This window comes from Paenibacillus sp. JQZ6Y-1 (assembly GCF_040719145.1).
GTDB classification, from domain to species: Bacteria; Bacillota; Bacilli; order Paenibacillales; family Paenibacillaceae; genus Saccharibacillus; species Saccharibacillus kandeliae.
Window position 1 is genome coordinate 133,288 of sequence record NZ_JBFDUZ010000006.1, and the last position, 15,800, is coordinate 149,087.

Annotated in this window: 14 protein-coding genes; 2 read left to right on the plus strand and 12 right to left on the minus strand. The window is 46.8% G+C overall.

Annotated elements, in window-relative coordinates:
* Window positions 1-171 precede the first annotated feature (171 nt).
* From ABXR35_RS22135 to ABXR35_RS22160, 6 genes are all read right to left on the minus strand, one after another.
* Window positions 172-1,860 carry a glycerol-3-phosphate dehydrogenase/oxidase gene (locus tag ABXR35_RS22135; protein WP_367064239.1) on the minus strand — a complete coding sequence of 563 codons (1,689 nt, stop codon included), beginning with the start codon at window positions 1,858-1,860 and terminating at the stop codon, window positions 172-174.
* Window positions 1,861-2,172: 312 nt separating this feature from the next.
* Window positions 2,173-3,165, minus strand: coding sequence for an ABC transporter substrate-binding protein (locus tag ABXR35_RS22140; protein WP_367064240.1), 993 nt, complete (start codon window positions 3,163-3,165; stop codon window positions 2,173-2,175).
* Window positions 3,166-3,596: 431 nt separating this feature from the next.
* Entirely contained in the window at window positions 3,597-5,090 is a 1,494-nt protein-coding gene (gene glpK, locus ABXR35_RS22145) for a glycerol kinase GlpK (RefSeq protein ID WP_367064241.1), read from the minus strand.
* A gap of 73 nt (window positions 5,091-5,163) precedes the next feature.
* Entirely contained in the window at window positions 5,164-5,985 is an 822-nt protein-coding gene (locus tag ABXR35_RS22150) for an MIP/aquaporin family protein (protein WP_367064242.1), read from the minus strand.
* A 288-nt stretch (window positions 5,986-6,273) separates the two neighbouring features.
* Window positions 6,274-6,831, minus strand: a complete 558-nt coding sequence (locus ABXR35_RS22155) for a glycerol-3-phosphate responsive antiterminator (protein WP_367064243.1) — start codon at window positions 6,829-6,831, stop codon at window positions 6,274-6,276.
* A gap of 77 nt (window positions 6,832-6,908) precedes the next feature.
* Complete coding sequence (locus ABXR35_RS22160) at window positions 6,909-7,523, minus strand: GlxA family transcriptional regulator (RefSeq protein WP_367064244.1); 615 nt, start codon at window positions 7,521-7,523, stop codon at window positions 6,909-6,911.
* 456 nt (window positions 7,524-7,979) lie between these two features.
* Here ABXR35_RS22160 and ABXR35_RS22165 point away from each other — a divergent pair, with 456 nt between their 5' ends.
* Window positions 7,980-8,942: a bile acid:sodium symporter family protein gene (locus ABXR35_RS22165; RefSeq protein ID WP_367064245.1), complete on the plus strand. Its 963-nt coding sequence runs from the start codon at window positions 7,980-7,982 to the stop codon at window positions 8,940-8,942.
* Window positions 8,943-9,071: 129 nt separating this feature from the next.
* Here ABXR35_RS22165 and ABXR35_RS22170 read toward each other — a convergent pair whose 3' ends face one another.
* From ABXR35_RS22170 to ABXR35_RS22190, 5 genes are all read right to left on the minus strand, one after another.
* Window positions 9,072-9,530: an RrF2 family transcriptional regulator gene (locus ABXR35_RS22170; protein ID WP_367064246.1), complete on the minus strand. Its 459-nt coding sequence runs from the start codon at window positions 9,528-9,530 to the stop codon at window positions 9,072-9,074.
* A gap of 146 nt (window positions 9,531-9,676) precedes the next feature.
* A complete protein-coding gene (locus ABXR35_RS22175) occupies window positions 9,677-10,234 on the minus strand; it encodes a hypothetical protein (protein ID WP_367064247.1) in 558 nt (185 codons plus the stop codon).
* Between the two features lie 127 nt (window positions 10,235-10,361).
* The gene (locus ABXR35_RS22180) at window positions 10,362-11,288 is read right to left on the minus strand and encodes a manganese-dependent inorganic pyrophosphatase (RefSeq protein ID WP_367064248.1); all 927 of its coding nucleotides are present in this window, start codon (window positions 11,286-11,288) and stop codon (window positions 10,362-10,364) included.
* A 142-nt stretch (window positions 11,289-11,430) separates the two neighbouring features.
* Window positions 11,431-12,003, minus strand: coding sequence for a hypothetical protein (locus ABXR35_RS22185; protein WP_367064249.1), 573 nt, complete (start codon window positions 12,001-12,003; stop codon window positions 11,431-11,433).
* A 93-nt stretch (window positions 12,004-12,096) separates the two neighbouring features.
* Window positions 12,097-13,008 carry a LysR family transcriptional regulator gene (locus ABXR35_RS22190; RefSeq protein ID WP_367064250.1) on the minus strand — a complete coding sequence of 304 codons (912 nt, stop codon included), beginning with the start codon at window positions 13,006-13,008 and terminating at the stop codon, window positions 12,097-12,099.
* A gap of 335 nt (window positions 13,009-13,343) precedes the next feature.
* On the opposite strand from ABXR35_RS22190, the gene ABXR35_RS22195 reads away from it, so the two are divergent.
* Entirely contained in the window at window positions 13,344-13,814 is a 471-nt protein-coding gene (locus ABXR35_RS22195) for a rhodanese-like domain-containing protein (protein ID WP_367064251.1), read from the plus strand.
* 334 nt (window positions 13,815-14,148) lie between these two features.
* On the opposite strand, the gene ABXR35_RS22200 is transcribed toward ABXR35_RS22195, so the two are convergent.
* Complete coding sequence (locus tag ABXR35_RS22200; RefSeq protein ID WP_367064252.1) at window positions 14,149-15,525, minus strand: MFS transporter; 1,377 nt, start codon at window positions 15,523-15,525, stop codon at window positions 14,149-14,151.
* Window positions 15,526-15,800: the final 275 nt, after the last annotated feature.

Sequence of the window (15,800 nt, forward strand, 5' to 3'; positions counted from 1 at the left end):
ACAAAAGCTACTATAAAGAATTTCATTTCACACAAAAAAACAGGCAACGGTTGATACCCGCAGCCTGTTTTTTGTGTGTGAAATGATCTATTAAAAAGCTAACATTTTAACGGTAAGCATTTGGTAAGTCGTAGGATCAAGATTCCTTTATCAAGACAGCCAACCTATTCCTTAGACTGCAAATTCGCTGGTCGCTTCTGCATCGGACGGAACCACTGCATCATGCAACTGCGCTTCCAGCTCGTCGATGTAACGACGTTTTTGCTCCGCGTTCCAATCCAGACGTTTTGCCATATATTCGATCACGGGTTGTTTCCATTGCTGCACCCAAGCGATATTGAAGAACAATGCGCCCGTACGGCGGATGAAGAAATCGACTGGTTTAAAGGTCATTTCCTCTTCAATCGCATACGCGATGCGTACACATACATCGGCTGGCAGACCCACTTCTTGAGCGATCTCGTCTTTGCGGTTAACCAGCGCAAACAGTTTGCTCACATTGGAACCGTAGAAGCTGGACAGATATTCTGCTTCTTTACGAGTCAGACCGACATTGGCGCCTGCTTCGGTATGCTGACGGATAAATGCTGGCAGACCCGCAGAGCCGCCTACATTCCCACCAGAGATGGACATATGCTTCGTTTGCGATGGTTTGAATGTTTTGTTTTGCTCTTTGCCCAGCAGCTCAGCAGCCAGATCGACAACCATTTCTGCCATTTTGCGATACCCGGTCAGCTTACCACCAGCGATGGTGATCAGACCGCTATCGGACTGCCAGATTTCATCCTTACGGGAAATCTCGGATGGCGATTTGCCTTCTTCGTGAATCAGTGGACGTACACCTGCCCAACTGGATTCCACATCGGCTGCGGTTACGTTGACACTTGGGAACATATAATTGATTGAGTCGATCACATAATCACGATCCGCTGTGGTCATACGCGGATGAGCTGGATCGGCTTTGTAGACGGTATCGGTTGTACCCACATACGTTTTGCCGTCACGCGGAATCGCGAATACCATACGACCGTCCGGTGTATCAAAATAAACCGCCTGCTCCAATGGGAAGCGTTCATGGTCGATTACAAGGTGAATCCCTTTGGTCATTTGCAGGGTTTTGCCTTTTTTGGAGTTGTCGATTTTGCGCAGTGTATCGACCCACGGACCTGCGGCGTTGATCACTTTATGTGCATAAATCGAGTATTCCTTGCCGCTGATGGTGTCTTTTACTTTTACGCCTTTCAGCTTGCCATTTTCATAAATGAAATCTGCTGCTTTGGCATAGTTCACTGCCATTGCGCCGCGCTCTACGGCTTCTTTGATTACTTCGATGGTTAGACGGGCATCATCAGTACGATACTCCACATAATAACCGCCACCTTTAAGACCGTCCTGTTTGATCAGCGGTTCTTTGGCAAGCGTATCCTGTACGCTCAGCATTTTACGGCGTTCGCTGCTTTTTACGCCAGCAAGGAAATCATACACACGCAGACCGATGGAAGTGCTAAAGCTGCCAAATGTACCACCTTGGTGAAACGGCAGCAGCATCCATTCCGGTGTGGTCACATGCGGACCATTTTCGTATACAATCGCACGTTCTTTCCCTACCTCGGCAACCATTTTCACTTCAAATTGCTTCAGATAACGTAGACCACCGTGGACAAGCTTGGTCGAACGACTAGAGGTACCTGCTGCAAAATCCTGCATTTCTACCACGCCGACATTCATGCCGCGCGTTACCGCATCCAGTGCGATCCCAGAACCCGTAATACCGCCGCCAATGACCAGTACGTCCAATGGAGCACTGCTCATTTTTTGTAACGTTTCTGCCCTGTGTTGTGCCGAAAATGAAGTATTCATATTGTATTGCCTCCCTGATTATGATGTGAATGTAAATGTAAGCTCAAGATGGCAAGGTCCTGTATGTACAGGATGCCAATTTGTATATTTTTCCAATGAAAGTCATGAAAAAAGAGACCACGAAATGTACACCATAACGGCAATCAGCCGAGTGTATTCGTGGTCTCTCCAAAGTCTAATGACGTATTTATTAACTTGTTAACGTTATTATAGCATACTGATGTTAGCAAGGCAAAGAAATCGTTCAAATTTTACAAAGATTTTGATACAACGTCAACGACTATGCTGCCGCCTGCGCATCCATTGCTATCGTTACGCGCCTGTCAGGCTTTTCACGATGAAATCAAGCTGTGCATTCATTGAGATCGGATCGTTGAAATAGTACGCGACCGGATCGATGTTGAATACATGCTTTTCTTTGACTGCCGGTAGCGATTTCCAAAGGCTGCTATTGTACAGCGTCGAACCAGTTGTCTCGCCATCGCCACCCCAAGGTGCAGTGAAGATATAGTCGCCTGCAAAATCAGGTACATTTTCCAGCGAAATGTCTACATAGCCCGGTCCGTTATCAATCGCTTCCTTCTGCGTCATTTCTGTACCTTTCAGACCCAGCTCTTGGTACATGATCTCACCGCCACGACCGTAGCTGTCGCCCATTACATAGACACCTTTGGCGTATGGTTGCAGGATTGAAACCGTTTTGTCGCCTACAGCTGCTTGTACTTTTGGCTTCCATTCCGCAATTTTACTTTCCCAAGCCGCGGCAACCTCTTTTGCTTTGTCCTCGGTTCCCGTCATTTTGCCAAATTCCTGCAATTGCTCTTTGTACGTATATTGTCCGTATTTGATCGCTACCGTCGGTGCGATTTTTTCATAGTTTTCCAGATTGGCATCGCCATCCCAGACTACGATCAGATCGGGCTTCAGCGCCATAACTTCTTCCACTTTAGGCGTTTCGCCCAGATTGGTTATGCCAGTTGTGGTGCTTTTCAGCATATCACTGGAAAAGACATGATTCACCGTTGCAATCGGCTGTAACCCCAGCGCGACGAAGAATCCGTAATAGCTATCCGCCAGCACAACAACACGCTTCGGATGGCTTGGGACTTCCACCTCGCCATTGGCTGCTTTGTAAGTGATGGTTGTAGATTGTGCTTCCGTAGACGTAGCTGCTTCGTTACTGCTATCTGTCGCTGTGGAGGCACTACTTGACTGCGACTGCGTTTGTGCCTGACCACAAGCTGCTAATACCCCTACCAGCAGAATGGTCATCAGGATCATACTGTACTTGCGAAATGTGTGCATGGTCTACCCGCCTTTTGAATATTAATTGATAAAGATAATCATTTTCAATCGTCATAGTACCACAGAATCTTAGCGATTGCACGGTCTGTTTTGTGACATACGATTGAAATTGTGGCAAACCATAGCAGCACAGTGAGCAGAAATAGAACTCGCCTATAGATAGCAGCCTAGCGCATACATCTAATGGACAGATTACAGTCTGCTATATATCCGCTGCATCGGCATCTGTTGCAATCCGTAACAGAACCAAGCGCAAACGAAGCGGTAACAGTGGACAACAAAAAGCCAGTTATCCTCGAAAGAATAACTGGCTCTCTGTGCTGAAGCCTATATTGTTGCTGCTCTGTAGCATCTATTCATAGGATACGGATAAAATGCGGCTGTATACATACAGCCAGCTTCCTACGACGACGTATTAGAATGCTATCGTTTTATTTGAATGCCATCGTTGCGTGAACTGCTTTTTGCCAGCCAGCATACAGTTCTTCGCGGCGTGCATCTTCCATTTTCGGCTCAAATTGGTCAACCAGATCGCTGTGTGTAGACGCAATTTCGTCCAAACTTTCCCAATAGCCTACAGCCAGACCTGCCAGATATGCAGCGCCAAGTGCTGTTGTTTCGTTAACAGCCGGACGCTCCACCGGTACGCCGAGGATGTCGCTTTGGAATTGCATCAGGAAGCCATTTTTCACCGCACCGCCGTCGACTTTAAGCGATCCTACGGTTACGCCGCTATCGCTTTCCATCGCTGTCAGTACGTCTTTTGTTTGATATGCAAGGGATTCCAGTGTAGCACGGATGAAGTGCTCTTTGCTGGTACCGCGAGTCAGACCGAATGCTGCACCGCGCACATCGCTATCCCAGTATGGGCTACCCAGACCTACAAAAGCAGGTACGATATATACGCCGTCTGTCGATTCTACACGGGACGCATAGTTTTCACTTTCGGAAGCGTCGCGGAACATACGCAGACCGTCACGCAGCCATTGAATCGCGGAACCCGCTACGAAAATACTACCTTCCAGCGCATAGCTGATTTTGTCGCCAACACCGCAAGCGATTGTGGTAATCAGACCATGCTCGGAACGGATCGGCTCTTCGCCAGTGTTCATCAGCATGAAGCAGCCAGTGCCGTATGTGTTTTTGACAGAGCCTTTTTCGTAACAAGCTTGTCCGAACAGAGCCGCCTGTTGGTCGCCTGCTGCACCGGCAATCGGTACATTTTGACCAAAGAAGTGGTAATCCACTGTATGCGCGTACACTTCGGAGGAAGGACGCACTTCAGGCAGTAGGGAAGCTGGAATGCCCAGAATATCCAGCAGTTCCTCGTCCCATTTCAGTTCAAAGATATTGTACATCAGCGTACGGGACGCGTTGGAATAGTCGGTAACATGCGCTTTGCCGCCGGACAGCTTCCAGATCAGCCACGTGTCGATGGTTCCGAACATCAACTCCCCGCGCTCAGCACGCTCACGCACACCGTCTACATTGTCGAGAATCCATTTTACTTTCGTACCGGAGAAGTAAGGGTCCAGCAGCAGACCTGTTTTTTTACGGAACGTTTCTTCCATTCCTTGCTGTTTCAGTTCATCACAGATGTACGCGCTTTGGCGGGATTGCCATACGAGTACGTTATAGACAGGATCGCCTGTTTTACGATCCCAGATGACGGTCGTTTCGCGTTGGTTCGTAATACCGATACCAGCGATTTGCGAAGGCTTGACATGGGATTCGGACAATACGGAAGCGATAACCGCCAGAATGGAACTCCAGATTTCATCCGCATTTTGCTCTACATGACCTGGTTTCGGGAAATATTGCGGAAACTCGCGTTGTGCCATATAGGCAATCTCGCCTTTTTTGTTAAATAGAATTGCGCGGGAGCTGGTAGTACCTTGATCAAGTGCCATAATATATTGTTCCATCTGAAATGTCCTCCTCGATATGGTTGGTTCATGTAAATTGAAATATCATGATTTGAGATATTATGCAGTCCAATCAGGCAGCAGCCCGCTTGGCAGTGGTGCGTTCGATTTTGCGTCCATTTAGGTACGCCAGCAGCAGGAATACGAGTGTGATTCCCAGTACAACCCACAGCATAGGCGCGCTTTGACCGAGGAATACATTTTTGTAGAACAATCCGCCTAGCGAACCGCCCAGCAGTGGAGAGATCACAGGCACCCAAGCGTATTTCCAATTGGATGATCCTTTGCCTGCAATCGGTAGCAGGAAGTGCATCAGACGCGGACCAAAGTCACGAGCCGGGTTGATTGCATAACCAGTTGTACCGCCGAGAGACAAGCCGATGCTGACGACAAGCAAACCAACGATCAATGGGTGAAGACCTTGTGTAAATTCATTCGCACCCATGGACAACAATACCATAACGAAGATAAATGTACCGATAATTTCACTCAGCATGTTGCCAACTGGATGTTTGATCGCTGGCGAAGTCGAGAATACGCTCAGCTTGGTTGCTGGGTCTGGAGTTGCGCCCCAGTGCGGCAAGTACTGGAAGTATACGAGCAGTGCGCCAGCCATTGCACCGATAATCTGTGCGATAATGTAGCTTGGAACTTGGCTCCACGGGAAGTCGCCGTTAAATGCCAGTGCTAGAGTAACCGCAGGATTCAAATGCGCACCGCTGACGCTACCTACTGCATAAACCGCCATCGCTACGGCAAGACCCCAACCAGCACCGATCACGATCCAGCCAGAATTTTGGGCAAACGACTTATTTAGCGAAACACCCGCACATACACCGCCACCCAGTGCAATCAAAATCATTGTCCCTACTAATTCAGCTAAAAACGGTGACATAACAAAACCTCCATTCGATTTTGAAAAACAGATTCGTTCAACCTGTTGCATTAAGTAAGTGAAACCATAGGATGTATAATCAGCTGATGGTTATACAGGTTATGAGAACACAAAAGAGCCATCGCAAATCTCCCCTTGGCAATAAAGGGGGTTCTGCGTGGCTCTCCTGTTCTCCGTCACATGTATTAACTTGTGTTCATCATATCGTAACATGTAAGCGGTGTCAACATGCTTTTTTTCATTTACTGTTCATGCAGTGTTATTAAAAAAAGCGATATAATGAAGGTTCTATGCTTTGCGGTAATGATGGAACAAGTCTTGATTGGACGTAGTCACAGCGGTTGCTCCGGCTTGCAGCGCACGCTCTACATCATCGACGGTACGGATCAATCCACCAGCAAATACTGGTACACCGGCACGCTCCACCACTTCCTTGATCATATGTGGCACAACGCCCGGTAATACTTCGATATAATCAGGCTGTGTCTTTTCCAATAGCGCATAGCTTTTTTCCAAGGCGATTGTATCCAGCATGAACACACGCTGGATGGCGATAACGCCTTTTTGTTTTGCCTTCATGATAACATTGCCGCGTGTGGAGATAATGCCGTATGGCTTGATCTCTTGGCATAAATATTCGGCGGCATACTCATCATTCTTCAATCCATGCACCAGATCGGCATGAAGAAACATCTGCTTGTTATGGGCATTCGCCATTCTATAGATGCTTTTCAATTGCGCGATATGGGTATCTAGAAATACACCATATTGATAAGGGCTGTCCAGCAGATGATCGAATTGCTTCATCGTTTTGGCAGCCGGTAAAATCGCCTGTCCCTGAAACATGCTAATCACTCATTTCATTATATTCAACATTCGTAATCGATCGTATAAAGCGATACAAATACATTCGCTATCGCTCCTTACGATTCGTTGGATCGCCAGTCATACTCCATTCGCTTCGCTGTTGTATTCGCCGCATCAGTACCTAAGTATCTGCCGACAAGATGCAGCGACATATGTATCCCCGCTGAGATACCCCCCGACGTAATAATCCAGCCCTGATCAACCAACTTCACATCTGACTGCACATCCACTGCGGGATAATCGCGTTCCAGTCGCTCTAGATCCATCCAGTGGGTTGTCGCCTTGAGACCGTCGAGCAGTCCCGCTTCCGTCAGCAGAAATGCGCCAGTACAGACAGAGGCAATCTGCACACCTTCGGCGGCATATGACTTGATCCAGTTCAGTACCTCTGGCTTGTGAATCTCGATCTCCTCTGCTCCATATCCGCCCGGAATAATGAGCATGTCTATCGGAGGCAGACTGGAAAAGCTATGCTCTGGCTGCACCTGCAAGCCATTACGCGCTGTAATCATCTGTCCATCTGCGGATACGGTATGCACGTTAAATCCCTTTACACCGGGGTCTGCTTCAGCGATCGAGAATACTTCAAATGGACCGGCAAAATCCAAAACCTCCACTTCATGAAACAAAAATAAGCCAATCTGATGTGGTTTGTATCCCTGTTGCTCCATTCTCCATACCCCTTTTCTCTATTATATGCTGTGAATGTAGCCATTATGCTCAACATAGTTGTCCCATATGCACAATGGAAATGCAAGATATTCAATAAGTGAGCGGTCAACCTGTAATGGATGTGAATTCATGATTGCTTTCACTATAGCTTGTTTTTTACTATATTGCTCTGTTCAAAGCAAAAAAGAATGTTTGGCTGTATAGCAATGGTAAAGCTTGTTGCAGCATCAATACATCTTTTCCAATTATTGAGATATAAAAGGGTAACATTTTGTGCATAACAGACAAATAATGCGAGATTCCCCTCTGTATTTTTTGACATGGGAACAATGGTGATGTCAGGTATTTTATAGTAAAATTCTGGTTACTGTTGTTTTGCGCTGTGACGCGCTGCTCTGTGTAGTCATAGGTAGGGTAAAGACAGACAGGGAAATGGATATGAAGGAGAGTTACATATGAATGCAGTTGCTAGAGTCAGTAAATTTGTCGGAGACACCTTTTCCGTCTGGGTCATTGTATTCGCGTTGCTAGGATTTTTTCTGCCCTCGTGGTTTATTGGGTTAAAGGGGCAGATTTCGCTGCTGCTTGGTATTATTATGTTCGGCATGGGGTTAACGCTATCATCTGCCGATTTTCGTGAGGTATTCCGTCGTCCACTGGATGTGGCACTTGGTGTGATCGGTCACTATATCATTATGCCGCTGCTGGCATTCGGTCTCGCTGTGTCGCTCAATCTACCACCGGATATTGCAGTTGGCGTGATCCTCGTCGGCTGTTGTCCAAGTGGTACGGCATCCAACGTGATGACATATCTCGCCAAAGGCGATGTAGCGCTCGGCGTCTCGATCGCTTCGGTATCCACGCTGATTGCACCGCTCGCAACACCTGCGATGATCTCGCTGCTTGCCGGTCAATGGATGCATGTGAGTGCCGCTAGTCTGATTTTGGATATTTTAAAAGTCGTGATCGTGCCGATTGTTCTTGGCGTCATTGTCAAAGCATTGTTCCGTAAGCAAGCGGAAGCTGCAACGGTCGCGCTGCCGTTTGTATCCACACTGGCGATTGTGCTGATTGTAGCAATTGTGGTTGGTCTGAACAAAAGTCATATTGTGGAATCGGGGCTGCTGATCTTCGCAGTCGTTATTTTGCATAACGGGCTGGGGTATCTGCTTGGCTATCTGTTTGCCCGTCTGGTAGGCATGGATGCTGCCAAGCGGAAAGCGATTGTATTTGAAACGGGTATGCAAAACTCCGGTCTTGGTGCAAGTCTGGCAGCGGCACATTTTAATCCGCTGGCTGCGGTGCCAAGTGCGATCTTTAGCGTGTGGCATAATATCTCCGGTTCGCTACTAGCGACGTGGTTTGCTCGCCGTGCTGCTCGACTGGAAAAGGATAATCCTGCGATACACAAACATTGATATGTGTTTTCTTTCCGCATAGCTGAATGGATGTCACTCTATACTGCTGTTAGCAGACATGCAAAAACCCTGTTGTTGCGATTCTCTTTCGCGTCAGCAGGGTTTTTGCATGTTCCCAAGTCTTCAGAGTTAGTCCTGAAGCTTTAGTTGACCTGCCTCCAGTTTCTTTCGATCATTGGCATCGTGTAGCAGATCCGATAAGGTGTAATTGCGCAAATATTCAATGGCTTGCAGCTCGGCGTCCATCATGACATGACTTAACGCATCACTGAGCGGTGCACAGCCAGATTTCTCTTCATCCCGATTCGCCTGATCCTCATGACGAATCGCCTGATAAATATCTGCTAGTGTTAGCGAATCGGCAGGGATACGCAAGGAATATCCCCCGTCTCTGCCTTCGCGCGTGTCGACAATGCCGTGATTAGCCAGTGTTGACAGAATTCTTCGCAAAAATGTGGCATGCGATTGAACCTGAGCCGCAATCACTGAGCTGGATACGGTTCCCCCATTGTGAGCCAATCCGGCTAAAGCGTGTACTGCGGTGTTAAATCGTGCAGGACCAATCGATCTGGTTCTGGATACAGTCATAGCGTTCCCCCTTCTAGTTCTTCATCTCAGATTTTAGCTCAGCAGTTAAGTTAAGGCAACATCAATTTACCAGACGTCCAATTCGGCAAATAGAACGTTTGCGCAACTGCACTAAGGGAAAACCGGTTGATGTATCCATTTACCCGCTAACTGACTGTTATAAACGAAAATAAACATAGTATCTGATTCTTTTTACCTAGTGACTTAGGTCTAAACCCAATGACTACAGACAGTAGAATCCAGATCGTCAAAATCACCATTGGTTTCAATGGTTTAAACAGCTTCCTCACCGGTTCGAATAAGCCACCAAATGCTTCTTCTGGCACCAATTTATCTTTTTTCTTTTTCAGCTTGTTCATTTCGACCGTAATCAGGGGAATGAGCATTTTGACCATCTCTATATCTGTTGTTCGATAATAGTCGCGAATCATCATTTGAGCGCTCTCGCCCATATGTAAACGAATCTCTGCCAGTTGATGAAACAATTCTTTCTGCGCATCTGGTGTCGGGTAGTGTCCAACATACGCAATCTGTGCCTCCAAACGAGCATACATCTTCAGCTTATTTTCTACAGTAGTGATTTTGCTTTGTTCTTCGCTAGTTACCATGACTTTAAACTCTTTATAGAGCCATATGAATAATGGTAACAGCAACGAGATATACACATTTTCTTTTATAAAAGAGACGATTGCGGTCATATCCACCTGTATATTTTCCCCTTATCTTCGTAGTGTTCGCGCTAGTTTGGAACATGTTTATGTCCAACCAAAGAGCCCGGAGCATTCACTCCGGGCTTTCTGTTGATGTTGCCTAATTTAACTGCTTTTGATTTTACGCAGTGAAGTTGTCGGTCAGAACCGGTACAACTTGAGATTTACGGGATACAACGCCTTTCAGCAGGGCAGTGTTGTTGTTCAGGGATACGCTGTATGCTTTCTCTACAACGTCCTGACGTTGACCCAGCGCCAGACCTACAGAGTCGTTGTTCAGAATATCAGTTACGACGAACAGGAACAGATCCAGCCCTTTGTCAGCGATCACTTTGTTGATCGCTGCTTCCAGCTCGGACTGCTTGGACAGCACATCGTTAACATCTACCGTATTCACTTGAGCGATTTCGACTTTCGCATCGCCCATTTGGAATTCTTTCGCATCCAGCGTGATCAGTTGCTCTACCGTTTTCTGGCTCAGATCCGCTCCAGCTTTCAGCATATCCAGACCGTATTTTGCTGTTTCTACGCCAGCGATTTGTGCCAACTCAGTAGCAGCCGCTACGTCCTGTGGTGTGCAGGTTGGGGATTTGAACAGCAGGGAGTCGGAAATGATCGCAGACAGCATTAGACCGGCTACTTCTTGAGAAATGGCTACGCCATTTTCTTTGTATAGCTTGTTCAGGATGGTCGCTGTGCAGCCTACAGGCTCAGCACGGTAGTACAGTGGCGCGCTTGTTTCAAAGTTAGCGATCCGGTGATGGTCGATCACTTCAGTAACAGTTACCTGATCGATATCGTCAGCGCTTTGCTGGCGCTCATTGTGATCAACGAGAATAACTTCTTTCACTTCGCTCACTTTGTCCACCAGACGTGGGGCTTCTACTTTGAAATAGTCGAGTGCGTATTGCGTTTCTCCATTGACTTCACCAAGGCGAACAGCTTCCGCGTCCACACCCAGCTTTTTTTTCAGTTCCGCATAAGCGATAGCGGATGTAATGGTGTCCGTGTCCGGATTTTTATGACCAAAAATCAATACCTGTGGCATAATGACACTCCTTTAATTGGATAGGTTTGCGGGAACAGTATATCTTACCTTCCCCGTTTTCTTCAATAGTATACCTTGATTCCAAATTAAAATGAAGTCTATTCTTACTAATTATATAGGAATTAACGAATTTAATGATAGGTTAGGGATACATCGATGCCACTTTGCCTTGTAAAAGAATTCCCTCTTCGGGATTCATCCGTAGCCCGGTTTGCTGAATACGTTCAACAATCAAGCCTTGATGCAAATCGGGATATGCCTGTAATTTCTCTACAATGGAATGTACAGCAGCGTGCTCGTCCAACACGGCACAGCCTAGATATGCAGTAAGCGAGCCTTCCAAGCCGTGCCAGCAAATTACGTATCCGTTACCTGTTTCCTCCAATGCCTGTTCGATCAGATGCTCCAGTCTATTTTGTTCTTCTTCGTTCATCTGTCCAATGCTTTTATGTTCGTTGTGAATCAGCAGATTGATATTTTGCTCCACCGGTTCGTATAGATCATAGCCATGCTCCTGATGCTCGTGCATGATCGTTAGGGCAGCATTAGGCGACAGCAGCTTTTTCCAAAAGCTTAATTCCTGCTCCTGAAATTCGCCACGCTGTCCAACCGGGGCAGACATCGTCTCTACCTTGCCGGGCTGCACACGAATGCGCCAATACCAGAGCTGATGATCGTGCATTTTGATAAACAATTTGTTCTCGCTGATCTCCATAAGATAGGCTCCCTTCACATCCATCACATCGCTTTGACTACAGACATGGCACATGACCCTCATACAACCATAGACACATGAATTACTTTTCTACTAATGGGATATAGATTTCGGTTCGTTACGTAGCACTTCAACATTCCGCTGACTGGCTGCGAATGCTTCGGCTGCGGGCGAACATTGCTGAGGATACAATAATTGAATATACAGATTCAGATCATCTTGCATCCAGCGGATCGCTTGCAGATTGGATGGCGGTAGAATCTCATTCAGGACGAATACAGGCAAAAAGCCAATTCCCCACTGCTTCTCCACTGCCTGTCGAATGGATTCGATACTACCTAGCTCCCAACGAATATCGATCTGGCTCTGCACCTGACGCAAGGCACGTAGCAAATACGCCCGATACGTACAGCCTTCTTCCGTCAAAATAAGCGGATAGGGTGCCAGATCATGTGCGGTTACGCCATCTCTAGAAGCCAGCGGATGCTGATGATGCACCAGTACTGCCATCTCAGTACGTAGTAATACAGAGCTGCGTAGCCCTTGCTCCTGCAATGGCTCGTCCAGTACCAATGCCACATCAATCTGTCCCTGCTTGAGCTGGACAACCAATTCCGGCTCTGAGCCAATGACGACCTTAACCTTGTACTGTGGATAGTGGTAACGGAAATGATCCAGCATATCTGGCAAATGATATAGCGATAGCGATTCAATCGTGCCAATCGTTAACACCGGTGCTATATCTGGCTGCGGCTGCATGACCAGATGAGCAGCTTGCTGCAATTCCAGCATCTGACGCGCATATGGCAGCAATCGCTCGCCAGCTGCGGTTGGCACCACCTGATTGCCGCTGCGCTGAAGCAACTTTTGCCCACCGTACAATTGCTCCAATCGCTGAATATGATTGGTAATACTGGACTGAGCATAATCCAGCTCCAACGCGGTACGTGTATAATTCCCCCACTGCACCAGCGCACAAAATGTTTTTAAATAAAGTAGCTCCATCGGCATACTCCTTTCATTACGGTCGCCGCTTTATCCGGGCAAAGCCATAGGTTGATATGTACGTTACCACACCGCCGAATGTTATTCCATATGCACAAGGGCGGCTATCGCCGTTTTTCGGCAAACAGCGGCGATTCAAGGCGTTTTTGTGCACGTTTTGCTATTGTTCCATAGTCATGTATCTTCCCCGTGGTGTCTTGCCCATCGATAAAATCGATAGCTTCTATTCATAGGATCACATCACTGCGCTCTGCATGTTCCCCTACAATGATGTTATACCCTTGCAGCCCGTTATACGGCGTTGCAGCACCATTTTATTGAAGGAGTTGTTGATCATGAATAACCGTCCACGCTTTTCCGCTGTATTGGAAGTTCCTGCCCTACCACCAGAGCAAGCACACAACTATTGGAGTATGCGATTGTCATGTGAAACTGATGTATCTGATGTCGCTACCGATTTGCAAAAAGGCAATGCCCCCTTCCAACTATTGGATGTGCGCAGTGCTTCTGATTATGAGCAGGCTCATATCGTCGGCGCAATCCATCTGCCCGGTCGCCAGATCAATGAACAAACAACCGCTAGTTGGGATCGCGAGCAATTAATCGTTGTATATTGCTGGGGTCCTGCTTGTAATGGCGCTACCAAAGCAGCTGCCAAATTGGCTCAGCTCGGTTTTCAAGTAAAAGAAATGCTGGGTGGAATCGAATATTGGCGCTTGGAAGGTGGTACGCTGGAAGGATCACTAGGCGACGATGCTCCAACCTATTGGCAAATGCCGCATTGCAGTATTACCAACCGTGGATAATGTGCATAACATGTGCGTAAATGCAAAGTTTGCAGATTTCATTTCGTGTCGATTGTGCATAAATATGCGTTTCAACTGTTAGCAATGCCCATTTTCACTATTTTACACTGCATAGCAAGCGTAAATGGATAGATAAGAAGCTAAAACAGCCGCCATGCGTACTCTTCGCATTGGCGGCTGTCTATTTATCCACAGTGGATAACTTTTTTAATTTTCTATCTGTTCACTACCTAGCGTATTCATAGCCAGTTGCAAATCCAACACACCTAAGTTGTTTTTACAATTATCACGATCACGATCACGACCACGACCACAACTACGGCTACGGCGATGATTACGCATTGATCTTGTTCAAAGATCGTGCAGTATAAATCGCCAGCATAATCGCAACTAGCAGCATACCTACCGCTCCTAGACGCACCGCACCAGCAATATCCCATACCTGTGCTAGCGTACCGATCACGAATACGCATACCATCTGAACTACTGCGATAATCAGACCGTATACACCACTAATTCGCCCCATCATGTGTACTGGTACATGCTGCTGGTAAAAGGTCGTAAACCCCGTATTCGCAAACGCAAGGAAAAATGCCAGTACAAAAAATCCCAACGCCACCATGCTAAACGATGCTCCAAACGCATACATCATATAGCCAATACCTACACCGATAGAGCCAGCCCCAATGAGTGTACGAATATGAAGTCGTTTGACTACCAACAGATTCACTAGCGCGCCCACACCCAGACCCGCTCCGGCAATACTGACGAGATAGCTGTACTGACTATCGGTGACCTGTAGTACCTGCTTGGTAAGCGCGACCTCCTGCGCATCCAATGCAGCAGTCAGCACCATAATCAAATAAAAGAGCAAGTAAATCATCATCACTTTCGGTACTTCATGGCTAAATTGGTACACCTGTCCCCAATCCTCACGCAAGATCGTCCAAGGTGAACGTGCACGGCGAATAGATTCTGGTTTGGCATCGGGTGTTGCTGAATCACTATCTACAGGCGCTGAATCACTGCCTACAGACGTTGAATCGGCATCTGTTACGGCACCGGATGTAGCTTCAGACATCGAAGAACGTCGAGATTTGCCTAGCTTCGGTTCCAGATCGGGCAACCATAACGTTAACAGTGCCGAGATCAAAAATCCGATTGCCGTTACAATAATCGTCGATTGTGGACTCATTACCAGAAACAATACTCCGGCAATGGCGGGACCGATCAGAAATGCACCGGAATTGATTAGACTTTGAATCGAATTGAAGCGCTTGAGCCGTACTTCTGGCACCAGATGAACAATATACGCCATGACTGTCGGACGAAACATGGAGCTGCTCATATACACAACTAGTACTACGGCATAGATCATCCAGACGTTATGTAGTAGCGGCAGTATGCCAATCAGAATCGCTCGTGTCAGATCAAGGGAAATCATCATTCTCCGCTTATTGGTACGGTCGATCATGCTGCCTGACCAGCCATTCGTACAGAGAGCCGCAAACGGCTTGAGCATATACAATCCAGCAATCGCCAACGCTGCGCCGGATAGATTCAACATCGTCAGATTAAGCGCGATGAGAAATACCCAATCGCCTGTATACGCAATACCAGAGGCAATCAGCAGAATAGAAGGGAACTTCCAGCTGTAAGGAGAATGACTGCCTGTTACATGGTGTTCAGACTTTCGGAAGGAGATACTCATATCTTTTTTCTCCTTGTAGGTATAGATTGGTTTTGTGCGTTATGTTCTATGTCGAATAGGGACAGCTCATATGTAGAATGGTTGCTCATCTTGGTATCATTCCTTATCCATTTAAATTTTATAGTATTCAAGCTCACATTTTGTGTATATTCCTGCTATTTGTCATCTTTAAGCTAAATCTTTATGTTATCATCTTTGATTATATGGGGCATATAAGATGACATCATTTTTATATATCACTTCGTTATTGTTGCATAATAGATCTCATAGGATCA